The organism is Bacteroidetes bacterium GWF2_43_63 (assembly GCA_001769275.1).
Taxonomy (GTDB): domain Bacteria; phylum Bacteroidota; class Bacteroidia; order Bacteroidales; family DTU049; genus GWF2-43-63.
On record MEOQ01000042.1, the window covers coordinates 112,765 to 136,777 of the forward strand.

Annotated in this window: 18 protein-coding genes; 7 read left to right on the forward strand and 11 right to left on the reverse strand. The window is 41.3% G+C overall.

Going from position 1 to position 24,013, the window contains the following annotated elements:
- The first annotated feature begins 15 nt into the window (after window positions 1-15).
- From A2W93_06625 to A2W93_06635, 3 genes are all read left to right on the forward strand, one after another.
- Complete coding sequence (locus A2W93_06625) at window positions 16-1,080, forward strand: hypothetical protein (protein ID OFY53294.1); 1,065 nt, start codon at window positions 16-18, stop codon at window positions 1,078-1,080.
- A 212-nt stretch (window positions 1,081-1,292) separates the two neighbouring features.
- Entirely contained in the window at window positions 1,293-1,943 is a 651-nt protein-coding gene (locus A2W93_06630) for a hypothetical protein (protein ID OFY53295.1), read from the forward strand.
- Between the two features lie 278 nt (window positions 1,944-2,221).
- Window positions 2,222-3,088 carry a hypothetical protein gene (locus A2W93_06635; GenBank protein ID OFY53296.1) on the forward strand — a complete coding sequence of 289 codons (867 nt, stop codon included), beginning with the start codon at window positions 2,222-2,224 and terminating at the stop codon, window positions 3,086-3,088.
- A 160-nt stretch (window positions 3,089-3,248) separates the two neighbouring features.
- Here A2W93_06635 and A2W93_06640 read toward each other — a convergent pair whose 3' ends face one another.
- From A2W93_06640 to A2W93_06660, 5 genes are all read right to left on the reverse strand, one after another.
- The gene (locus tag A2W93_06640) at window positions 3,249-8,051 is read right to left on the reverse strand and encodes a hypothetical protein (GenBank protein OFY53297.1); all 4,803 of its coding nucleotides are present in this window, start codon (window positions 8,049-8,051) and stop codon (window positions 3,249-3,251) included.
- 24 nt (window positions 8,052-8,075) lie between these two features.
- Entirely contained in the window at window positions 8,076-8,660 is a 585-nt protein-coding gene (locus tag A2W93_06645) for a hypothetical protein (protein OFY53298.1), read from the reverse strand.
- A 1,117-nt stretch (window positions 8,661-9,777) separates the two neighbouring features.
- Complete coding sequence (locus tag A2W93_06650) at window positions 9,778-11,619, reverse strand: glutamine--fructose-6-phosphate aminotransferase (GenBank protein ID OFY53299.1); 1,842 nt, start codon at window positions 11,617-11,619, stop codon at window positions 9,778-9,780.
- 21 nt (window positions 11,620-11,640) lie between these two features.
- Window positions 11,641-12,975, reverse strand: coding sequence for a hypothetical protein (locus A2W93_06655; GenBank protein OFY53300.1), 1,335 nt, complete (start codon window positions 12,973-12,975; stop codon window positions 11,641-11,643).
- 43 nt (window positions 12,976-13,018) lie between these two features.
- Entirely contained in the window at window positions 13,019-14,248 is a 1,230-nt protein-coding gene (locus tag A2W93_06660) for a sodium:proton antiporter (protein ID OFY53301.1), read from the reverse strand.
- A 258-nt stretch (window positions 14,249-14,506) separates the two neighbouring features.
- Here A2W93_06660 and A2W93_06665 point away from each other — a divergent pair, with 258 nt between their 5' ends.
- From A2W93_06665 to A2W93_06680, 4 genes are all read left to right on the forward strand, one after another.
- Window positions 14,507-16,030, forward strand: coding sequence for a glycine--tRNA ligase (locus tag A2W93_06665; GenBank protein OFY53302.1), 1,524 nt, complete (start codon window positions 14,507-14,509; stop codon window positions 16,028-16,030).
- Between the two features lie 28 nt (window positions 16,031-16,058).
- Window positions 16,059-16,238, forward strand: coding sequence for a MarR family transcriptional regulator (locus A2W93_06670; GenBank protein ID OFY53303.1), 180 nt, complete (start codon window positions 16,059-16,061; stop codon window positions 16,236-16,238).
- Window positions 16,239-16,253: 15 nt separating this feature from the next.
- A complete protein-coding gene (locus A2W93_06675; protein OFY53304.1) occupies window positions 16,254-17,828 on the forward strand; it encodes a hypothetical protein in 1,575 nt (524 codons plus the stop codon).
- A gap of 630 nt (window positions 17,829-18,458) precedes the next feature.
- Window positions 18,459-19,925 (forward strand): hypothetical protein, encoded by a 1,467-nt coding sequence (locus tag A2W93_06680; GenBank protein OFY53305.1) that lies wholly within the window; start codon window positions 18,459-18,461, stop codon window positions 19,923-19,925.
- A 135-nt stretch (window positions 19,926-20,060) separates the two neighbouring features.
- Here A2W93_06680 and A2W93_06685 read toward each other — a convergent pair whose 3' ends face one another.
- The 6 genes from A2W93_06685 to A2W93_06710 all read right to left on the reverse strand — a co-directional run bounded on the left by A2W93_06685 (window position 20,061) and on the right by A2W93_06710 (window position 23,994).
- A complete protein-coding gene (locus A2W93_06685; GenBank protein ID OFY53355.1) occupies window positions 20,061-20,678 on the reverse strand; it encodes a glutamine amidotransferase in 618 nt (205 codons plus the stop codon).
- Window positions 20,679-20,732: 54 nt separating this feature from the next.
- Window positions 20,733-21,161: a hypothetical protein gene (locus A2W93_06690; GenBank protein OFY53306.1), complete on the reverse strand. Its 429-nt coding sequence runs from the start codon at window positions 21,159-21,161 to the stop codon at window positions 20,733-20,735.
- 147 nt (window positions 21,162-21,308) lie between these two features.
- Window positions 21,309-21,953 (reverse strand): hypothetical protein, encoded by a 645-nt coding sequence (locus A2W93_06695; GenBank protein ID OFY53307.1) that lies wholly within the window; start codon window positions 21,951-21,953, stop codon window positions 21,309-21,311.
- 193 nt (window positions 21,954-22,146) lie between these two features.
- Window positions 22,147-22,434 (reverse strand): hypothetical protein, encoded by a 288-nt coding sequence (locus A2W93_06700; protein ID OFY53308.1) that lies wholly within the window; start codon window positions 22,432-22,434, stop codon window positions 22,147-22,149.
- 491 nt (window positions 22,435-22,925) lie between these two features.
- Complete coding sequence (locus tag A2W93_06705; GenBank protein OFY53309.1) at window positions 22,926-23,144, reverse strand: hypothetical protein; 219 nt, start codon at window positions 23,142-23,144, stop codon at window positions 22,926-22,928.
- A gap of 637 nt (window positions 23,145-23,781) precedes the next feature.
- Window positions 23,782-23,994: a hypothetical protein gene (locus A2W93_06710; protein OFY53310.1), complete on the reverse strand. Its 213-nt coding sequence runs from the start codon at window positions 23,992-23,994 to the stop codon at window positions 23,782-23,784.
- Window positions 23,995-24,013 lie beyond the last annotated feature (19 nt).

The window sequence follows — 24,013 nt, forward strand, 5'->3', positions numbered from 1 at the left end:
AAAGTTAATAAAATTATGAGACAGGCAAAAATTTTTGCAGCGACTCCCAATCTGTTGTTAATCATTGGCTTGATGGTCATAGCTGTGGGTTTTTCAAGCTGTGGCTGTAAGCGCGAGAAAAAGGAATTTGATCGTGAAGTTTCCGACAGCAAACTGGATTCGCTTTCATTCATAAAAGTGAGCATCAATCGCTACGAACAGGATTTATTTGCCATTCCTGTTGACAGTCTGAAGGAAGGACTCGTAAACATGCAGGATAAATACAGCTTTTTTTATTCACCCGAAGATTTAAACGATCCGATGAATATTGCCTATATGAAGCAATACCTGAAAGATCCGACCATTCTGTCGTTGTATCGCGAAGCCATGAAACAATATCCTTCGCTCGCATGGCTCGAATCGGAGCTTACCATGACTTTCAGGCGGATTAAATATCTGATTCCCTCCTGGACTGTTCCAACGGTGTACACGTATGTTTCGGGCGGCGATATTGAATTGCCGGTGAAATATGCAGACAATAATCTTGTGATTGCGCTGGATCTTTTTCTGGGCGAAAAATATCCGGTTTACAATATGTGGGGTATCCCTCAGTATATTTCGAATCGAATGACAAAGGATTATCTGGTTATTAAATGTGCAACGGAAATCTGCAGAGCATATCTTGAAAAAAACTGTCCTGCCGGCAAATCGATGTTGGATAAAATGGTGTACGAAGGAAAACTGCTTTATTTTACCGACGTGACAGTTCCTTCCGCTGCCGATTCTATTCGTATTGGATATACAGGGCAGCAGCTGTTTTGGGCCGAGAAAAATCAGGGAAATGTATGGGGCTTTTTTATTGAGAAAAAGCTTCTTCATTCAACCGAAATGCGCGAAATCAATAAGTTTATCGGCGAAGCTCCTTTCACAAGTGCTTTTTCGAACAACAGCGCACCCCGCATCGGGCGCTATATCGGATGGCAGATTGTACGTTCATATATGGCGAAAAACAAAAACGTAACATTCGAGCAGTTGCTGAAAAACAACAATTCACAGGAAATTCTGAATAAGTCAGGTTATAAGCCGGAGAAAACGGAATAGAAAGGTCGAGAAGAAGTCTAAGATCATGGTCACGCGTCAGAGTCACGCGCCCATTAGCGCTGGACCCCGCCGCGGCGACAACAGCATCCCGACATTTTAGCCCCGCCAAATGCGGGGTAAACTCCAGCAAGAAAGGGCTGATAAACAGACCTGCTGACCTGGAATCGTCGGGAAGTAACAGATTTTATGTAGTTTTGTTTAAATAAAATGAAATGAAAGAGCCATTTGTGGCAGGCAGATATTATCATGTTTTCAACAGAGGAAATGACGGGATTGACTTGTTTAAATCAGAGGATGACTACAATCATTTTCTTGAGTTGTATTTAATATATGCAAATCCTTTTCTTGAAACACTTTCTTGGTGTTTGATGAAGAATCACTATCATTTTTGTGTACGTATTAAGAGATTTGAGGAAATTGGTTGCTTCGATAAACGAAGCCGATGGGCAAATGATTTAAGTGATAAGTGGAGACTTTTTCAAAGAAATGATATACCTGAAGAATATCAGATAAGCCCAAATCCTCTGCGAATGCTTAATTTCATGTTTGATGCCTACTCGAAATATTTCAATTTTAAATACAAAAGAACTGGAGTGCTTTTCGAGCGAGGAATCGAACGAAGACTTGTTGAAAACAATGATTATTTAATTGAACTGATTCTTTATATTCACAACAACCCGGTTAAACATCGGATAACTCCCACCCCTGATTTGTACTACTGGTCATCGTATAATGAAATATTAAAAGGGAGCTCTGTTTTCTGCAATTCGAGACAAATCATTAAATTATTTGATTCTGAAGAGAACTTCATTTATGCTCACAAGGCGAAATTTTCGGATGATTCAGCATGGAGTGATTATTAGTTGTCCTGAAAATTGTTTTTCACCAGCACCCAACGATTCCGTGTCCATTCCTTTTCTCTATGCAGGTCGGTTGGACGCCAAAATGTTGGGTGCACTTTCCGACATTTTAGCGTCAGCATGAAAGGGTTGACAAACAGACCTGCTGACCTGGAATCGTCGGGAAGAAATTTCAAATCGCGATAACTCTTGCGACTGATTTTGTAAATCGTTTAGAGCCTTGCGCCACAATATAATATCTCCATTCAAAAAATCGTTATACTTGCATTAATCCATCCAAAATGAAATCAATAGCTGTATTATTTATTCTGATCTGCTCAATGATTGGAGCTGTCGTTTCGCAGAACCAGAGCGGTGTTCAATACACTCCTCTTGGAAAATGTCTTGAGAATCCGGGCTTCGAATTTTCAGCCAGATATCTGGGATATACCGGAGGGATGTTTATTGAAGCAGCCATGAAAAACAAAAGCAACCAGCCCATGAATGTTCTTGTCGAGCCCGGACGCAGGCTTATTGCAGACACTGCGCGATGTCAGGATTTATTCATTGTGAAAGCTTATTTTGTTACAATAGCGCCCAATTCCGAAGTGAAAGTGAAAATCCGTGGCTTTTGCTGTGAGAGCGACAACTCAGCACCTATCAAAGAAATGAAATACAGTCCGGGCTACATGGCTCCTGAGAAATGGGTGAACCTTGCAACTTTTATCAATCAGAATGAATTTCCTGAGGATGCAACACAACATGCGGTGTGGGTGATTTCTAACGGGCATGACATCGCAGGTGTAGATTGCGGCAAACGCGAACAAACGCTTGCTTTGCGCAAAATGCTGTGCGAACTTACAGGAAAAGAAATGCCATGGGCAACGGTGCAATACAAAGAAGATTCAACCGTTGTTTTTACCGGTGCTGTAACCCGCATTCGTGGCGATATTCAGTATTATGTAAGATACAACTGTCCCGTTACAATTATTCTCACCGATAATGCTGGCCGCCTCATCAAAACCATGATGGAACCCACCATTCATGGCATAGGCAGATATACCTGGACGCTTGATCTTGATGTGACCAATTATCCTTCGGGCGATTACGAAGTTCGCATTTACGAAGATGAATCGATTTTGCTTGATCGGAAGAAGTTTGTGATATGAGGAAGCCCAAAAAGATATAAAAAAAGCCGCTTATAAAGCGGCTTTTTTGAATTAATACGTTTCATCTGGGAGTAACTTTTCCTGAATTTGGAAATGAATTTCCCAATTTAATTGATTTCGTGATTAGGCTTTGCGATGTTCAAATCCAATTAGTTGACGGTTATTTTTTTATTACCCGAATAGTCAGAACATTTTTCTGAGAGCGACATTGCAAATTATAAACTGCAGGTTGCAGATTATATAGATTTAACAATGTTCGGAATTCCGAATTGCTGGCGATACATTTCTTTTGATAAACAACCTTTCCTAATTCGTTAATTATTTCCAGCGTAAATTCACCTTCGTCCAGATTTTGAATCACAACGTTGACTTCGTCTACAAACGGATTGGGATACGCTTGCATGGTAGGTTGCACTTCGGTGTAGTTGTCGCAATTAAGCGTGATGATCGGATAAATTGTTGTTGTACCATCAAAATCTACCTGGGATAAGCGATAGTAATTATCTCCCTGCCACAGGTTTTCGTCAATAAACAAATAATCTATTAAACTATTTGAGTTTCCGGCACCTTCAATTCTGCCAATTTCATAAAACTCGTTTTCGCCTTTGCGTTTTTCTACAAGAAAGTAGTCATTGTTTGTTTCAGAGGCTGTTTGCCAATAAACAGCAGCGGTTGAATTCTGGCAGCTTGCATAGAGTTTTAAAAGGTTGACCGGCAAGGTACTTGGGGGAGCTGTGTAATTCGATATTTTTTCACAATTTACGGTGGTTGAAGAAAATGTAGCTGTTAGTTGATGTTGCAAACCATCAGGTATTAACCCTGTTAAAGTATATGCCTGAGGACTGGTGAATGGTGCTGTAAAAGTCTGGCAAACTGTACCGTCACAAATTTTCAATGTGCCAGTTGCTGGAGGATCGATAAAGTTAATATCACCCGAAACCGTGTATGTGGAACCAGTTTCTGTTGTGGTTGCAGTTATACTGGTAATATTACATTGAGTAACAATATTGCAATCTGCTGCACCTGCACCTGGAGCCCCGAAATTAGTCTGGTTAAATGATACCGTTCCGGCACAACCAGCCCAATTGCCGATTATTATAATATAGTATTCACCTACGACTGCATTGCGTATTTGAAGATACTCTGTTGCAGAGAGACTTCCGGAAAAATCAACCAAATTGCCGGATGGCGAGGCCAGTACATCTATCTCGCATAATGGGATCTCTGAAATTGTTGTTGTAGCTTCGGATGTTGGATTGTAAGTGCTGTGGTACTCGGGGAAAGCATTGTCAAAAAGCTCACTTGGAGTAGTATTGGTTAAATCGGAAGCCAAACAAGTTACATTAGGAAATGGTCCGTAACATGAAAAATCCACATCACCACAGGAACTTGCAATGGTCATATCTAAGTCTCCGTCTTGAGATATTTGCATATACCACCATGAAGGATTCTCCATATAGGTACACTGCCCAGCTGGGGCGGGCACAGCATCACTTGTTATATCGAAAGTTACACCAGGGCTATCATTTGATGCACAAAACGCAACAGCATTTTCGCAGGTGCTTGACCCAACAACCGAAACCACGTTTGATGTTGAAACACAAATGTTAAATGTGGTTGTTTGACCAGCAGTACCGATATATGTATAAACACGCACATAATACGTTTCACCGATAGTCAATCCTGATATAGTACTAACATCGGCATCATTGCATTTTATATTGGTCAATGACCCGCAGGTTCCACTATAAACTGAATGATACATGTCGGTTACGGAACCAGCGATATTCAACAAGCTGATGGTATGAGACGCGTTTGTTGCTACAAAACTGAACCATACATCATCATCCGCTGTTCCGGAACAGGAATTCGTCTGAGCAGATGCTGAGGCGCATTGGACAGTTCCTGCGGTTACCACAGTGCAGGTTGTTCCTGCATTTACGGTCAATGGGGTGGCATTGACACATTCGTCGTTAGATGGAGCAGATGTGATGTACTGCAAAGATGATGAATTTGCAGTACCACCACTTGAAGTACACTTAATTTCCCTATAATAATAAAGGCCTGAAACACTTGGAGTATATGTAGCTCCCGTGGCCCCCGGAATCAATGTCCAGGGTGCGCCACCAGTAGGAGAAGAATACCACTGGTATGTTAATCCGCTTGCTTCGGTGGAGCCGGTAACACTGATTGCTCCTGTATGGCCACATGCTGTACTGGATGCGGTAGTTGTGCCTCCCAGTGGAGTGCCCGAGCATGGTGGAGCTGCTGTGATATTTACACAATAATCTTCTGTTTCTCCCCAGGTATAGGCTGTACTCGCATAATTTGTTGCAGTTGGAAAAGTCGTTTGTTGGGAAACAACTCTCATTCTGGTTATACCAGTTAATGCAGAGAGCGGAACGACAAAGCTTCCCGTTTCAGTATGTGGCCCGGATGTACTCGCGGCAGATGAATAACATCTTTCTGTAGTCTCAAATACTCCATTTTGATTGTAGTCAATATATATTTGAAAGCCATGTGAGTAGGATGTTCCTGTTGTTAATGAACTGATACTAAAATTGGTTGTAGCCAATTGTTGAATATCTGGAGCAGCTACAGACCCTGTATAGTTACTATATCTGAATGCAATTGAGCCAGCACCTGGTGCAACTGCGCCAAGGGTGCTTGAGTTGTTTAAAGTTCCGACTGTAACATTAGAAATATCTTCATCAACAGTACTTGAGGCATAAATGGCTGGATATGCTCCACACGAGCAAATATCTCCAACAACAGTATATGAAACAACATTTGTATTGTTTGTACCGCCACCATTAGCACAAGTAGTAACAAGCTGATACCAGGTGTTGGCTGTAGCTGAGGTTGTTAATGTAGAACTTGTTGCTCCGGCAATGTTTGTCCATGGTCCTGTTGAAGATGTTCCGGATTGCCACTGGTACGTAATTCCCCCAGCCGCTGTAAGTCCTGTCGCCGATAGCGTAAAGTTGGTCGCCGCACAACCTGACCCAGAACTGATAGTAGCGGTTCCTGCATTTGGAGTGCCTGTACAAGCCGTTGCTGCTGTTATATTTACACAATAATCTTCGGCTTCACCATATGAGTACGTTGTTGACTGAGCATAATTATTTACAGAAGGGAATGTTGTTTCTACGCAAACAACACGCATTCTTGTAATACCCAATGTTGCTGAAAACGGTACAACAAAGCTCCCTGTTTCTGTATGTGGTCCCGAAGTACTTGCAGCAGAACTGTATGCCTGTTCTCCGGCATCAGCAAAATCCCCATCCTGGTTATAATCAATGTAAATCTGAAAACCATTATTGTAATTCGAGCCTGTTGTTAATGAGCTAAGACTGAAGTTAATAGTAGCTAATTGCTGGAGATTTGGTGCTCCAACTATTCCTGTATAATTACTGTATCGGAAAGCAATTGATCCGGCTCCTCCTGCAACAGCTCCTAAAGCACTGGTATTATTCAGTGATCCGACAGTCACATTACCGATATCTTCATCAGCCACATTGGATGCATAATTCGAAGGATATGCACCACAGGAACAAAGATCTCCAACAATAGAGTAAGAAACAACATTTGTATTATTTGTTAAGCTACTATTTGTGCACGTGGTTACAAGTATATACCATGTATTCGCTGTTGCTGAGGTGATCAATGTTGAATTTGTTGCACCGGCAATGTTTGTCCATGGTCCCGTTGAAGACGTTCCGGATTGCCACTGGTAAGTAATTCCACCATCTGCGGTTAGCCCAGTAGCTGATAATGTAAAGTTGGTTGATGCACAACCTGTCGCAGAGCTAATGGATGCCGTGCCAGCATTTGGCGTACCTGCACAGGGAGAAACACAGGACCTGGAAATTGTAAAATCACCGGTTGTGGTTCCTGTTCCGTAATAACCAACATAAACATAATAGGTTGTTCCTAATGTAGTGGTAAAAGTATACGTTTCGGTACCACTGCTAAGGGCAGCATCTTTACATGCAATATTTGTAAGACTGCCGCATGTGCCGCTCATAATGGCCATTTCAGCATCAAATGCGGTTGTAGTAACTGAAATAGTATTATCGGTTCCTGTTCCGGTAAATGTGTACCACACGCCATAGGTGGACATTGTACAGCCTGTCCCTGCAGTTTCGGATACGGTGTTGACGGTTGTGCCAGCAAGATTTGTGGTGCCACACGGTAGAGCTGTTGCATTTGCACATAAATCATTGGCTGGAGCTGGGAGTGTATATGTAATCCTTATATATCCGCTTGCGCCAGCACCTCCAGCATTACTAGTGTTATTTCTATGACCTCCAGCTCCGCCACCTCCATAAGTTGATCCTGCAGTACCAGCAGCATTATCTGCACCAGAACCACCGCTACCACCTGGGGCAGTTCCGGTACCACCAGCTCTTAATGAGGCAGAAGCACCAGAGGCACTAGTGCTTGCACCTGCGCCACCACCACCACCACCACAAGTTGAAGCTGTTCCGTTAACTCCGGCAGCTCCAGCGCCTCCGGCGTATTTTGTTGAGCCGGTTGAAGCGGCTACTGTACCACCAGCTCCAGCGCCTCCGGACGTATTTGATGTAACACCTGTTCCAGCCCCCCCCCCCGCTGCTATTACTGATGTTGTGTTGAAAGAGCTTGCTTCTCCAGCTATAGCTGCAGTTCCGGTAGATGTACCACCACTGCCGCCAGCCCCAATCGTTATTGTATATGAATTCCCAGGAGTTACTGAAACTACGCTTGATGCATATGCGCCGCCGCCGCCGCCGCCGCCAGCTGCACCTTTAGTAGATATACCATATCCACCACCACCACCGGCACCCCAGCATTCAACGGTTACAGAAGTCACCCCGGCAGGGCATGTCCATGAACCGGAAGTAGTGAATGTTACTGTTGTTTGCCCAAATGCGAAAAGTCCTAAAAGACCGAGAATGGTGAAAATATATAATTTTTTCATGTCTTGAATTGTTACGTCTTCTGACTATTTTAAACTTTCTTTTTGGATGGTAATGCCCCATTTTTCAAGCAAGGCTTCAATCTCATCAGGATAGATGGTTCCTTTACTGTACACTTCGAAAGAAGAATTCCCGTTGTAATTGACATCGCTGATAAAATCACTTTCTTTAAATACGCTGATAATATCCTTTACCAGATCGTTATCATCAGTCATGTCCAAAGTGAACCAACAGATGTAATAATCATTTAAAACCCCACGCTCTTTAAAATCATTAGAACCTTGATTTGCAACTGGCTTGTCTGAAACTTCTTCATTAAGCTTGGGAGCCTGAGTCGTAAAATAGAGATGATACGCATCATTAATAGCTTCCACAATCATCTCTTCATTAATGTCTTTTTGAGCCTGAAAAAAACAGGTCTTGCCATCTTTAGACAAAACAAAACGTTGTATCGAAGTGTTTGATAAAACTTCTAATTCTATAAATTTCAAAAAATCAACATCAACCGGATATTGAGATAATTGCATATAGGTAATACGCGTATCGTCGGGATAAAATTTTGTTGCATCAGAACTTACTAATTGAACTTGAGAAAAAAGCACAAAAGGCATAAGCCCCAAAAAAAGTGTAATTAGTTTTTTCATATCAATGTTTTTCTTTTATCTGGTCGGTTCCGGGTTTCATTCTATTGTTAAGCTTGTGTTTCAAAACAATAACCAAACTGATTGATTTTTTTCTTAATTGCTGGAACTGAATAAAAAGAAATCTGACAAAGCTCCTCTTTCCAACTTGATTTAGTCGGATTTGAACGCCAAGAACAAAAGCTTATAACAGATTCCCCCATTAATTCCCCCGAATTAAATTTGTAAATTTTCTGTAAGATTAGACAATTCCGAAAAAGTTTAACCTGTACACAGAAAATATGTCCGCAATTTACTAATAATACATTACTAAGCATATGTTTTTATACTATAAAAGATAGTCTTTTCTCGCACTGTTTGAAAATTTATTACACGAATAAGCAAAATTCACACTATTACAAACTATTAATTAAGATTAAAAAATTTTCCGAAAATAATTAACACATCGATCGGATTAGGCTATTGTGGACATACCTTAATAAAATACCGGAGTTCCGGAAATCGGGTAATGAGAATTTTGTCTTGAACGAGAACTGTATTGAATTCGAACCGAAGTTTAGGTCGAGCCCGGGCGAACAAGGAACAAGAAATAAAGAACAAGGAAGTGAGAACGCTACATTACACATTAATTCAAACTTACTTCTTACTTCCTTGTTCCTTGTTCAATATTCTTTTTCGCGCCTTCGTGGCAAAATTCTTTGCGTCTTTGCGCCCTCTGCGCGAAACTTATGTAATATTTCTCTGCGTCACAGCGTTCTCTGCGCGTCCCATAGAATCAAGCTTCATCGAAGATGAAGTGAAGATTCGCATTAGCGTTCATAAGAGACATGCTGAGGGAAGATGATTCCTTCGCGTTCATTAGCGTAACCGAAGCGACTGCAAGGCGCTGAGCTCATGAACACCTCTGAAAACAATATAATGAGTGAATAATTCGCGGAAGATGAAATCTCTCTGCGCCTCCGCGTTCTCTGCGCGAGACTTTTGTAAAATCTCTCTGCGCCTCCGCGTTCTCTGCGCGAAACTTTAGTAATATTTCCCTGCGTCTTTGCGTTCTCTGCGCGATGCTTGTGTAAAGTCTCTCTGCGCGCTACTCCACCGTGACCGACTTAGCCAGGTTGCGCGGCTGATCAACATTACATCCCCGCAGCACAGCAATATGGTAAGCCAGCAGCTGCAACGGAATAGTGGCCAGCAGCGGCACCAAAAATTCTTCGGTTTCAGGAATTTCCATCACATAATCGCTCATTCCCTTTACAGCAGTATCGCCTTCCGTAACAACGGCAATGATTTTTCCGGCGCGGGCTTTCACCTCCTGAATATTGGATACAACTTTATCGTAAGTTCCGCGATTGGTCGCAATTACAACCACCGGCATTTTTTCGTCAATAAGCGCGATGGGACCATGCTTCATTTCAGCAGCAGGATAGCCTTCGGCATGGATATAACTAATCTCTTTGAGTTTCAGTGCGCCTTCCATGGCTACCGGGAAATTATATCCGCGTCCCAGATACAGAAAGTTTCGAACATCTTTGTATTGTTCAGCAATTTTTTCAATAATGCCATGCGCTTTATCGAGCGTGATTTTAGCTTTTTCGGGAATGCGGTCCAGCTCATGAATATACTGATTGTATTTCGATTTACTGATGGTGCCGCGCTGGTGTCCAAGCATCAGGGCCAGCATCGTAAGAATGGTCACCTGAGCTGTAAATGCTTTGGTGGAGGCCACCCCGATTTCGGGTCCGGCGTGAGTATAGCTTCCGGCGTCGGTGGCGCGGGCAATGGTGGAGCCGACCACATTGCAGATTCCCAGAATGGTGGCGCCTTTCGACTTTGCAAGTTTGATGGCCGCCAGGGTGTCGGCGGTTTCGCCCGACTGGCTGATGGCTATAATGATGTCGTCTTCAGTGATCACAGGGTTGCGGTAACGAAATTCTGAAGCATATTCAACCTCAACGTTGATGCGGGCCAGATCTTCGATCAGATATTCGCCCACAAGACCTGCATGCCACGAAGTTCCGCAGGCAACAATGATGATTCGTTTTGCATTGCAGAGTTTCTGCTCATAGTCAACAATTCCGCCTAAAGAAATAATTCCCTGATCCGCCGAAAGGCGACCACGCATACAGTCGCGTATAGAGTTGGGTTGTTCATGAATTTCCTTGAGCATGAAATGAGGGTATCCGCCCTTTTCGATGGCGCCCAGATTTATCTCAAGTTTTTGAACATAAGGAGTTTTATCAATATTTTTAATTGTTTTGATCTTCAGTTCCTGACCACGTTCAAGAATGGCAATTTCCTCGTCCTCGAGGTAAACAACGTTTTTAGTGTATTCAACAATGGGAGTTGCATCGGAGGCAATAAAAAATTCGTCTGTGCCAATGCCAATAACCATGGGACTTCCCTTTTTTGCAGCAATGAGCATGTTGGGATTATCCTGCGAGGTGATTACAATGGCATAAGCTCCGATAACCTGACTGAGAGCGATTTGCACAGCTTCGACCAGACTTGTTTTTTCGTTTATTTGAATGTCTTCAATCAGATGAATGAGTACCTCAGTATCTGTATGGCTTTTAAATTCATATCCGCGGTTAATCAATTCTTCTTTCAGAATGGCGTAATTTTCAATAATTCCATTGTGAATCATAGCCATTTTTCCGGAAGGAGAAACATGCGGATGTGCATTCACCTGGTTGGGCTCACCGTGTGTGGCCCAGCGTGTATGAGCGATTCCAATAGTTCCGCTTAGATTCTCATTTTTAACCAATTCTTCCAGATCACGGACTTTTCCCATGCTTTTGAAAACACGCAGGCCGCCATTAACCAGAGCAACTCCGGCGCTGTCATAACCTCGGTATTCAAGACGATGTAAACCATTAATCAGAATAGGATAGGCCTGACGTGGCCCCAGATAACCAACAATTCCACACATAACAGATAAGTTTTATTGATTTTATTGAATCAAAGTGTATGTTAATTCAAGTTTCATCGGATTGGCGTTGTCGGGGCCGTTAAGGATAACCCTGTTGCCGTAAATAGACGTGCCGCTGACCATAAGTACATATCCATAGGACGTTTTCCCCCCGGTAATTAAGTCCTGCATGTGTCTTGTAATCACAAAACGGTAACAGCCAAGATTTTCATCATAAAAGCCACCGTATGTTTCAGCATCTATAGTGTTGTCGCTCAGAAATGCATAATCTCCATCTTCGTCAAGTGCTACCAGCGCCAGTTTGACTGGTCGCGGATAATTCTCATTGGTGACATCTGACTGGTCGGCAGGAATAAAAAGCTCTGCCCTGTTTATAATCACCGAGAATGCGCTATTGAGTGATTCAATGTCGGGAAATTTTAGTACAACTTCTGTTCCTCCGAGTGGCTGAAGATATAGTTTTTGTTGACCCAGTGCTGTATCGCCGTTCACCTGAGCAAGGAGATCGGGATTGCCACCGGCAAAAGAGTAATGGTTGAAATTATTGTAACGGGCACAAGCCATAGTGATATTAAACTTATAGCTAAGCGTGTCGGTGTCGTTGTGATAGTAAACCGAAAGGCCTGAATTGGCTGAAAGCACATCGAAAGAAATGATTGAACCGTTTTGGTTTTCCAATGTGGGGACAACACTTATTCCGTGGAAGAATTCTTCAAAGGTTGCATTTGATGACAAAGCCCCCATGGTGGATGCTTCAACAACGCGTTTGCCCAGATTCTTATCCAGCGGAATCCGCAGCTGCGGTCCAAGTCTTTCGCCGTCTATATAAATGCTGTCATTGTTGTTCGGCAAAAACGAAATGCTTCCAAGCCTTTGGCCTGATTCAATGGGCGAAAAGGCGTAATAGGAGCTGTCGGGCGAAATGGAGTTTTTTAGCTCGTGCACATTGAAGGTCATCCTGTTGTTTTGTTTATTGTTCCCGTAAATGTTGTAATACTCCAGATGTAAAATCACGGAGTCGATCACCACATTGTTGCCGAAATCAACATCGGTTCCTGACAGGCGAAGCTGGGTGCAAAACGAAGCTTTGGTTGGTCCGAATACAGGGTCGGTATAATAACCGGCCAGACTTACGGCTGTTTCATCCGTTTTCACACTATCGGCCAGTCGGGTAAAGGCCGTGATTAAAAACGTATCTGATTTAACAGCATTGAGTTCATCGCCGGGTGGCTGAATGTCAAGTCCCAGCTGCTCATCGGCGGTGCATCCTGAAAGGATAAAGCCGGCAGCAATAAGAATTGCAAAAACAGTGTTTGGCAAAAGTTTGTTGAGTTTGAATCTGATCACCTTATTCATATTAAGCATGCAAAATTAGCAAAATAACTCGAATTGCCGTGGTTTATTGTGCTGCATTGCCGGCTGGCTCTTCAGGCTTTGGTTCTGCAGGAGTTTCATGCGGTTTTGCTTTTGTTTTTTTGTTTTGCATCAGACCGAACATCATAAACAGCGCTGTGATTATCACAATCTGAATAACGAGCGAAGTGCTGATCAGACCAATTTTGTCGCTCTGTGCAATAGACAGAAAAAGAAGAATTGTAATGAGTCCGCGCGGAGCAATGAATAAAATGGACTTTTCGGTTATTTTCAACAGCTTCATGAAAGCCAAACGGATGATGAAAATCGCGGCGGTAATGGCCATGGCCCACGGCAGACTTTCGGTGTCGAGCAGATCTTCAGTTTCGATCATAAAACCAAAAAGAAGAAAAAACAAAGTCCTGATCAGAAAGGATCCCTCAGCAACAATTTCCTTGAATCGCAGGTGTTCTTTTTTTAGCGACTCGATGTGAAAAACCTTTACCCATTTCACCTTCCGCAACAGTTCAAGATTTGCAAGAAAAATTCCAAACAACATTATAAATATGAGTCCGGGCAGATGGAGAATTTTTGTAATAGCATATAGCAAAATAATCAGCATGATGATTGGTACAAACTTTACATGATGCGTAATTGAATGCAAAAGCACTGAAAGGCCCATGATCCCAACAAATGAAATTGCCAGTGTAATCAGTATCTGAAGAAAAAAGTTTCCGAATGTGAGCCAGCCGAAACTGTCATTCAGAGCAACAAAATTGAAGATAACCACTCCGATTATATCGGAAAGACTGGACTCATAAGTAACCAGCTCTCTGTTGGCTTTGCTGAGCAATTGTGCGCTGGGTATTGCAATGGCGCTGCTGATCACGCATAGCGGAATAACGTTTATCAGAGCAGTTTTGAACGAAACGTCCGTTACATTCTGAACAATGATTGCCAGCCCGGCTCCGAGTATCAGCATTGGCAAGAATGCCATCAGCGTGGAGTGTATTACAACCTTTTTTTTCGACCGGTTCAATTCAAGATCCATGGACCCTTCAAGCACGATGAGAATAAGCCCGATGGTTCCAATCACCGGAAGTGCTTCGGTGAGGTCGGGAACGTTAATGTTAAACTGAATGGCAATCTGTCGCAACAGCCATCCAATCAGCAGCAGTAAAATAACGGACGGAATTTTTGTTCTTGCTGAAGTGAGATCAAAAATATACGATATGAGAATCAGAACGCAAAGTGTGATAATAATACTTGTTGTCATACTTTAATAGGCGTAGTTGAGGTTTTCAGCTTTCAAAAATACGTATTTTTTTATTGTGTTTCCGGACAAAACCGACGTTTTCTTTTCTAAAAGCCGCAGCCATCCAGCATTTCATAGTTCAGAGCAACGCGAAGAACATGGAATAGTTGGGTGAGACACATCCGTGATCAAAAAAAGCGCAGCACTTCAAAAAAAGGAATGTCCACAATAGCAATGCGATATTTATTACTTTTGCACCCTCATTAAACAACACATCCCATGAGCGACGACCTTTTTAAAAAAATTGTTTCCCATGCCAAGGAATACGGTTTTATTTTTCCTTCTTCTGAAATTTATGACGGACTGAGTGCCGTGTACGACTATGGTCAGTATGGCTCGGAACTCAAAAACAATATTCGCAGCTACTGGTGGAAAAGCATGGTGCAGATGCACGAAAATATTGTTGGAATCGATGCGGCTATTTTTATGCATCCTACAACCTGGAAAGCATCCGGCCATGTCGATGCATTCAACGATCCGCTCATCGATAACAAAGACAGCAAAAAGCGTTATCGCGCCGATGTGCTGATTGAAGATTATGCGGAAAAGCAATTCGAAAAAGCAGAAAAAGAAATAGAAAAAGCAAAGAAACGTTTTGGTGATACTTTTGACGAAGCTCTGTTTCGCAGCACCAATCCACGCGTGCTGGAGTACCGGAAAAAAGGCGACGATGCCGTGCATCAAATGGCTACTTTGCTCGAAGCCGGCGATCTTGAAGGTGTTCGTCAACTTATCGTTGATCTCGAAATCGTTTGCCCAATGAGCGGTTCACGCAACTGGACCGATGTCAGACAATTCAATCTGATGTTCGAAACCCGCATGGGATCAGTTGCCGAAGGGGCCGAATCCATTTATCTTCGTCCTGAAACAGCGCAGGGAATTTTTGTGAATTTCATGAATGTTTATAAAACCGGTCGCATGAAAATTCCGTTTGGAATTGCACAGACCGGCAAAGCTTTCCGCAACGAAATAGTGGCTCGTCAATTTATTTTTCGCATGCGCGAATTCGAGCAGATGGAAATGCAGTTTTTTGTGAAGCCCGGAACCGAAATGGAATGGTACGAAAAATGGCGCGAAGAGCGAATGAGATGGCATATGTCCATGGGTATTCCGGCTTCGAAATATCGCTGGCACAATCATGAAAAACTGGCGCATTATGCCAACGCTGCTGCTGATATTGAATTCCAATTTCCATTTGGTTTCAAGGAACTGGAAGGTGTTCACAGCCGTACCGATTTCGATTTAAACGCGCATCAGAAATTCAGCGGAAAGAAACTTCAGTATTTCGATCCTGAATCAAACGAAAACTATGTGCCTTACGTGGTAGAAACTTCGATAGGTCTCGATCGCACATTCCTGGCTGTTTTCAGTCATGCGTTCGAAGAGCAGACGCTCGAAGATGGCTCTGTACGCACCGTTTTGCATATTCCGCATTTTCTCGCCCCCATCAAAGCCGCTGTGCTTCCGCTGGTGAAAAAAGATGGTATGCCGGAAGTCGCCATGAAAATCGTGGAGGATCTTCGTCAGGAATTTATGGTGCAGTACGACGAAAAAGATGCCATTGGTCGCCGCTACCGCAGACAGGATGCCATCGGAACTCCTTTCTGCATCACGGTGGATAATGAAACAATGGAAAATAATACGGTCACCATTCGTGAGCGCGACAGCATGGAGCAGATCCGGATTCCTGCAGAAAACCTGATAAATGTTTTGTCGGAGAAACTGAGACCAAAGAAAGTGTAACTTTGTAAATCATCAAAAAATCATTGTTATGACAACCGAAGAAAAAGTACTTGACGCCATGAATAAAGGTGGCAAAGCCATGTCGGCCGGACAGATCGCTGAAGCAACAGGAATCGATCGCAAAGAAGTTGACAAAGCAATGAAAACGCTAAAGACCAGTGGCAAGATTGAATCACCGAAGATGTGCTACTGGCAGCCAAAGAAATAATCTGAGATTCCCGCAATGCATAAACCACTTCAACCGCTCATTTACGCTTTATTGCTTGCTGCAGGATTGGCAGGCGGATATTTTCTTTCCGGTTTTTCGGGAAGGTCCGAAACTTCTACTCAGAAGCAGGGCAAAATTGATGAAGTCATTCAATATGCGTATGACAACTATGTTGACAGCATAGGATATGACGCTTTGGTTGATGATGCCATCGCGGGAATGCTTGAAAAGCTTGACCCGCACTCGGTTTATATTCCGAAACTTGAGCTGGATGCTGTTAATGATCAGCTCAGCGGATCGTTTGAAGGAATTGGAGTGCAGTTTCGGATCGAAGAAGATACCATCATCGTTATTGATCCTATTGCCAACGGTCCCAGTGCCCGTAAAGGCGTCATGCCCGGCGATCGTATTGTAAAAGTGGATGGAAAAACAGTGGCGGGCATTGGTATAAAAAACGATGATGTTCTGAAATTGCTGAAGGGTCCGAAAGGAACCAAAGTTGTTCTGGGCATTTTCAGAAAAGGTGTTAAAGGGTTGCGCGATTACACCATCATCCGTGATGTTATTCCGCTCAATAGTCTGGATGCGGCTTTCATGATAAACAAATCGACCGGTTACATTAAGTTGAATTCATTTTCCGCAACTACTTATGATGAATTTGTCGAGGCCATGAATGAGTTGCAGCCTGCCGGCATGCAAAACCTGATTCTTGATTTGCGCGACAATGGTGGCGGATATCTTGATTATGCCGTTGATATTGCTGATGATTTTCTTCCCGAAGGAAGCACCATAGTTTATACAAAAGGATTACACCGAAAGGATAAGTTTTACCATTCGCGCAATGGTGGCCGCTTCGAAGATGGTAAGGTTGTGATTCTGATTGATGAGTTTTCTGCTTCGGCCAGCGAAATTCTTGCAGGTGCTGTTCAGGACAATGACCGTGGACTCATCATCGGGCGTCGCTCGTTTGGAAAAGGACTGGTACAGGAACAGCATGAACTGAAGGATGGATCAGCTTTTCGCTTAACCGTGGCCAGGTATTATACACCCAGTGGCCGTTGCATTCAGCGCCCATACGAAGAAGGATATGAAGAGTATTATCTCGATTTCTACAAGTCGCTTATGCTCAACGATTCTGCAGCGCGCGAATACAATCTGAAAAAGAATGACACGCTGGTTTACCGCACCAGCAAAGGTCGTCCTGTGTATGGCGGAGGCGGCATTATTCCGGACTCACTTGTTCTGCATGATTACACAATGAGTCAGGGTTTTCAAACCGGATTTTTCTCATCCGGAAAACTATTCGAATTGGTTTTTCAGTTTGTAGATGGTAACAGAAAAAGCATAAAAACCAAATATCCTGATATCGCTAAATTCAAAAACGGATTTCAGGTTCCGGAGGTAGTGACCAATGCAGTTTTTGCTGCGGGAGGAATTAATTCAGGGACCGTCGCAGCACAGGATAAAGCTACCGGGGAAGCTTTTGTAAAAGCCAATATCGCGCGTGAATTATTCGGTATCGAAGCGTACTACCAGATAATCATTCACAATGATAACATGGTGAAAGAGGCGCTGGAATATTTCAATTAATGGGCATCTCTAAAAACCCATTTTTGTCATATTGAGCCCCGCCGCTGTCATCCAGAGCGGAGTCGAAGGATGAATAGCGGGGTAAACTCCGTCGAAATATCGCTGCAATCAACTAAATGTCAACCTTGTTAAATCGTGAGAAGACTTGTTGATTGCATACAAAATGAGGTTTTTAGAAGTGCCCTAATGTTTGTTTCGAAACAGGTCGGGTTAGGGCATTGCACAGTTTGTGGTAAAAGAATCAGCCCTGGAATATGGGGTTAGCCGAAACACTTTTCGCAGGTGGCTTAAACCGATAGAAAAGAAACCGGGTAATAGCCTTGTTAGAAGGTTTAATTTCAATAGTTTTCATTGAAGGCCCAGTACGCTGGTCTTCATGATAAAATTCAATTGAAAACTATTGAAATATAATCTGTATAGATAATATATCTATTATTTCAAAGTGCCAATTACAAAACCATTCGAAAAACGGGTTTACCTGTTTTTGAAATATTGATTTCAACTATTCTTTTTAAGGACTGAATGAATTATTTGAGATTAAAAACGGTGTGTGTTGGTTCAGAAAACATTCATGAAAAATATAATATTTTGTAATATAATTTAATATCTTTGGTCACAATATTTTGAAAGTTGAAACAAAAAGGTGTATTTCTACTGCTATTCATGGCAATTCTTTATACAAGCCATGCCCAGATTATGTTCCAGCGTCATTATGGGGGAAGTGGTGATGATATTGCCGGAGATGTACAACAAACCACTGATGGAGGCTATATTATAACCGGCCAGACTAAAAGTTTTGGAGACATCAACGGCGATGTATATCTTATCAAAACTAATGAGTACGGTGATACATTGTGGACAAAAAAATATGGAGGTGCTCAATTTGACAGGGGAACTGCTATTCGACAAACAATTGATGGCGGATTCATTATTGCAGGCAGTACTGAAAGTTTCGGCGCAGGGCAATTGGATGCATACTTAATCAGAATAAACTCTGTTGGTGATACATTATGGACCAAGACTTTTGGCGGCACATTACAAGATGAAGCTTATGATGTAATTGAGACAAGTGATGGTTATGCACTTGTTGGTTATTCCATGAGTTATGCTACTGTATTTTCATCAGTTTATTTGATTAAAACAGATTTAAATGGTAATTTGTCGTGGAGCAAAAACTATGAAAAACTGGAGATTAATGATATAAATGAATTTAAGCAAACACCTGATGATGGCTATTTCCTTGCGGCAATGATAAGGAATCAGGGTTCCGCACAAAAAAGCAATATATGGCTTCTTAAAACAGATGAATTTGGCGACACCACCTGGACAACTGAAATTGCAAATGATACAAGCAGCTTAATTGTATCATCTGTTGAAACAACTTTGGATAATGGATATGTTTTGGCCGGTTCTATTGAAGACCCTACGGGTGAAACAGATGCAATGGTTATTAAAACAGACAATACTGGAACTCAACAATGGATAAAGAGATATGACCGGGGTGAAGATGAAAGAGCTGCATGTATCAGGAAGACTAGTGATAGTAACTATATTGTATCAGGAATAAAAGATTTTTCAGCAAAAAAGCTCAACAGCACATTTGGAATTTCAGACCAGACCATGTTGAAATCAGATGAAAAGTTGGTTAGTTCTGATATTCTTTTAATGAAAATAAATCTCAACGGCGACACGCTATGGACAAAAACCTTTGGGGGCAGTGGAAATGACTGGAGTCGGAAGGTGTTTCAGTCCATTGATAATGGGTTTGTAATACTAGGATTTACCTATAGTTTTTCAGCAGACAATGAAATATATCTTATTAAAACCAACACATCTGGATTTGCTTCAATTCATGACTTTAACGAATTTAGTTGCTTTATCTATCCCAATCCTTGCAATGGTTTAGTTCAAATTGAGCTTAGTCAATCAGGGTATTTACCTTTACAATATTCCATACTTGATCTTAACGGAAAAGTCCTTTCAACCGGAACTCTGAATTCAGCTTGCCAAAGCATCAGCATCCCTTTCAAAGGGCTTTACGTTCTCAATTTTAAAAACAGCAAAATTTCTTTCTCAAAAAAAATAATAGTTGAATAATCAAACCAGAGCTTATTATTCAAGATACATGCTTGTTTTCATAAAAATCATTTCACTTTCGCCCAACTTTGTAACACTTTGCACTACTTCGCCCTGGTTGGTTAACTTTTGCACCAATAGACCCTGCGTTCAATATCACTTCATTGACTCCATAAGTTCAAAGAAATACCTTGACTCTTTCGTACTATACAACTTGTACCAGGCCGAGACTGTTTCTTCCTTCATTACTTCGGTTCTCTTCAAGATTTCATATGTAAACTCCAGTGGTGCCAATCCGGAAGCTGTTATCAGATTGCCGTCGCACACTGCCGGACAGTCGATATAATTATCTTGTCCTTTATATTCAGGACACATCATTTCCAGAAATCCTTTGCCATTACTCGTGTGCTTTCGGCTATTTAAAATCCCAGCATTTGCTAATGCAGCTGTTGCACCGCATATTGCTGCCACAATAACACCGCGGTCAATCAGGTTTTCAACTATTTCAATTACACTCTTCTGCTCTTCCTCCATCCATGTATCCGCGCCAGGAAGAATCAGCAAATCACCATCAGAAAATTCAACTTCAGATAGTTTCAAATCTGCAGTAATGCTCATTCCACCCATTGATGTTACAGGATTCAGGCTTTGAGAAACCTTCCGGATAGTTACTTTCCCGTTTTTTAGGAATCTTCCGCTGTTCAGTTCCGCGGTAATCTGAGCAATCTCCCAATCGGCCATTGTATCCAATACGTATAGATAGCAATTGTTCAATTTTGAATTTTTCATGTTATGTTCCTTTTGATTGTTGTAAAATATGAATGACGTTTAACGATTTGCGGCTTTGCTTTTGCCCATTTGCCATGTTCCTGTTGTCTTTACACCTATTAACATCATTAATCCGTTCATGAAAACACCAAATTTTATTTTCCAAAAACCCTCAATTTTATCATCTGTTATTGTTCCTTTATAATATATCTTCGGATGTTTTTTATTATATGTTTTCATTTTCCCATTAATCAAAAAACTAGCTATTGGCATTTCTTTAATAAATGTGATTTCGTTCCCGTTCTTTTCACCATTTATTATACCTTTCCCGGGTGTACCTCCAGTATCAATATCATCCTCAACAAATCCGTTAAAATGTCCGTTTTCAAATTCTGTTATTTCAAGATTAAACAAAGTCAGATCATGTTTTAATTGCTTCTGGATTTTTTGATTATCATATTGATAATGTCCTTTGTACTTGCCAATCATGATTCCCTTGTTTTAATTTTCGACTGTGTTTTCTTTGCGTGCTGAATAACGTTTTTGGGCTTTGCGTTCGGGCGGGTTTCGGAGCACAAAACTTCATTAAACCACTGAACCGCCAATTTCTTGTAGGTGCTGTTATGCGTTCGTTTTTTATCGCTCACTCTCATTGTAAGTCACTCGTTTTTTATTGTCTATAATTTCAAATGTCTGAGACTTTGTAAAGTCTCCGCTTTCATAATTTATGGTCTCAACTTTCATTTCCTTTGGCAGGTCATATGCCAAAGAGAATGAATAGTCGGGTAAGAAACCATCATATTGATAATTATACATAATGTTCGTTGCTTCAATTGGCAGTTTTGGAAACCAATTCATTCCTGCAATTTCTTGATATTCTCTGATTGTCAAATTTTCTGCTGTTGTCCCGTTAGCAAGTCCATTTGCCGGTTTGATTTTGTCAGCAATTTCACTTCTAAATTGTCGGTTTATGATTACATTCTTTACAAACTTTATGGAATAGTCAACATACAAGTATGATGAGATTAAAACTGTCAGAATAATAGCTGATTTTAATTTGGTCCGTGTCGCTTGTATATTTTTCTTTCGGAAGTAGAAAATAAGTATTCGCATACCAATAAGTGCAAGTGCTGTAAAGCCGAGTATCTTTAAAAACCCCAATGGTCTAACCAAGTCGTTGAATATTAATTCAAGTTCGTCTGTCCAAAATGCAAGTAGAGCAGTCAAGACGGTTAAATTTACTGTCGCTATGAGTAGATATTTAAAAGACTTTTTTAGCATTTTATTCTGTCGGTGTCGGTTGTCCTAAAATGACGCATAACGTCCCGCAGACGCACCACAAATATAGCAATTACCATCATATAAATGTAATATTCTGTTTAATAATTTCTGGTCAGGATGTATGCAATGTTGAAGCGGGCTACAACCCTTCGCATACTACTGAAACCTTTATTGGCGATATTGAGTGTTGTGCTTAGTTGTTTATTTGTTTAATCATGTTATACAATATCTTACCATCAAATTTTTTCTTCCATTTTCCAATCTCAATGCTTCTTCCTTCATAATCAAAACTGATTATTTCTTTGTGATAATAATGATTTTTCATGCTCTCGGGAGTAACATCTATTCCCATCACCTTGACTTGTCCTTTTGAAGTATATACATTTGACTTGAGATTCTCTTCATATTGTAAATTCTCAATCTTATTTAATAAATATGATTTTTCTTTTTGATTATTTAATATGGTTGTAACAATTTTCAATTCACTACTAGTCAGACAAATTGACTGTTTTCGTTGAGATAAAATAATGCCGATGATTATTAAACTGCCAGAAACTACTGCACATATCAGTTTTAACAATGGATCATACTGAATTATAAATGATATATAACCAAATACAGCTCCAATTATTATTAAAATCATTCCTGGTTTAATGGTTAATCTATCACTTTTCAACTCTCTCTCAAATTTGACATTCATTAATTTCTTAATTTGTTTTTAATGTTCTTTCTGTTTTAGTTTCAAATCTCATTTGATTAGTATTTGGTAGTCACAATTAAGCACAACGTCCTGCAAACGCAACACAAATATAGCAATTGAGTCAATGCAAATCTTATTTTCTGCGTCAAAAAATATTTATAGCTGAAATTAGGTCCAGAAACAACTTGCTGGTTTATAACAATGCACCATTTCGCCCTGGTTGGTTAACTTTTGCACCAGTACACCCCGCACCCCGACACATCTTTGTATCACTAACCGCCCGACATTGGGCAAAAACGCAAAGATATGTCACAGAACGAAACAAATTCGATTGTATCAACGGCATCAGGGATGGCCGGGGGAATGGGAAAAGCGCTTTCCTTCAACCCCATTTTCGCTACTATTTCAATGCAGGCAATCCTTGAGGTTGCTCTGTATGCTGCCGTTTCGGCGCTGGCAGCATTTGCCGTAATATTAATGATTGATTTCATAAGAAACCCACGACGCAAATGAAATCCCTGATTAAAACAGGCGATTAGGCGGAATTGATCATGGAGTTTACCCAGCTGTCGACATTTCGACGGAGTTTACCCCGCTATCAATATTTCGACGGAGTTTATCCTGCGGAACGCAGGGCTCAATGTCCTGACTTTTGACAGCTTTGATCGTTATTGCGCTAAAATAATTTCGACTGCCTGATAACAGAATGTTTAGAATCGTTTTTTTCACTTTTCACCGTACTAATGGCTGATTTTTGATAGCAAAAACAAGAAAAAACAGAGCGATTTTCAACATATGTCTTTGGGATGTCGCATAACATTTTGCGGATCAGAAATCGATGAAGAGAAGGGCGGGCGCCGAAGGCATGATGCCTGAAATCTGTCTGAGCTGATTTATTCAAGAAGATGTTCCATGCAGCGAGTTATTTCAGGCTGTGGGGGGCAGTTCATCGATTTCCCGCAAAATGTTCAAGCGACGAGTTTTTCTTTTGATACTTTTCTTTTGGCGGGCAAAAGAAAAGTATTCTCAGTCGAGGGACAGCAGGCAGGACTCAATGTGACAAAAATGGGTTTTTAGAGATGCCCTTCAGTGAATTATTTTCTGGATTTTTCAATCCAAAAAATTCAATTAGCGATTACTCTTTGTATTCGAAGCAGAGTCCACACTTACGGTTGTATCGTTCAAAAAATCGTTGGCGGCATTCACTGACGAGTTTACGCTGGTGTCTTTTTTAATACTGTCTTCAAAAGCCTTCATTTCTTCCTTTTCCTTTTTCTCGGAATTTCCGCAGGAACTCAGAAACAATGCGGCAATGATGGTGGTTGCAAAAAAGTATTTCATGGGATTTTTTTGTAAAATT

Bases quoted from the DNA above. Each gene is read 5' to 3' on its own strand.
- A2W93_06625 (OFY53294.1), top strand. From the start codon at position 16: ATGAGACAGGCAAAAATTTTTGCAGCGACTCCCAATCTGTTGTTAATC.
- A2W93_06630 (OFY53295.1), top strand. From the start codon at position 1,293: ATGAAAGAGCCATTTGTGGCAGGCAGATATTATCATGTTTTCAACAGA.
- A2W93_06635 (OFY53296.1), top strand. From the start codon at position 2,222: ATGAAATCAATAGCTGTATTATTTATTCTGATCTGCTCAATGATTGGA.
- A2W93_06640 (OFY53297.1), bottom strand. From the start codon at position 8,051: ATGAAAAAATTATATATTTTCACCATTCTCGGTCTTTTAGGACTTTTC.
- A2W93_06645 (OFY53298.1), bottom strand. From the start codon at position 8,660: ATGCCTTTTGTGCTTTTTTCTCAAGTTCAATTAGTAAGTTCTGATGCA.
- A2W93_06650 (OFY53299.1), bottom strand. From the start codon at position 11,619: ATGTGTGGAATTGTTGGTTATCTGGGGCCACGTCAGGCCTATCCTATT.
- A2W93_06655 (OFY53300.1), bottom strand. From the start codon at position 12,975: ATGAATAAGGTGATCAGATTCAAACTCAACAAACTTTTGCCAAACACT.
- A2W93_06660 (OFY53301.1), bottom strand. From the start codon at position 14,248: ATGACAACAAGTATTATTATCACACTTTGCGTTCTGATTCTCATATCG.
- A2W93_06665 (OFY53302.1), top strand. From the start codon at position 14,507: ATGAGCGACGACCTTTTTAAAAAAATTGTTTCCCATGCCAAGGAATAC.
- A2W93_06670 (OFY53303.1), top strand. From the start codon at position 16,059: ATGACAACCGAAGAAAAAGTACTTGACGCCATGAATAAAGGTGGCAAA.
- A2W93_06675 (OFY53304.1), top strand. From the start codon at position 16,254: ATGCATAAACCACTTCAACCGCTCATTTACGCTTTATTGCTTGCTGCA.
- A2W93_06690 (OFY53306.1), bottom strand. From the start codon at position 21,161: ATGATTGGCAAGTACAAAGGACATTATCAATATGATAATCAAAAAATC.
- A2W93_06695 (OFY53307.1), bottom strand. From the start codon at position 21,953: ATGCTAAAAAAGTCTTTTAAATATCTACTCATAGCGACAGTAAATTTA.
- A2W93_06705 (OFY53309.1), bottom strand. From the start codon at position 23,144: ATGAAATCAATCATTAATATTACGGCAAATGCTGCCAGCGCCGAAACG.
- A2W93_06710 (OFY53310.1), bottom strand. From the start codon at position 23,994: ATGAAATACTTTTTTGCAACCACCATCATTGCCGCATTGTTTCTGAGT.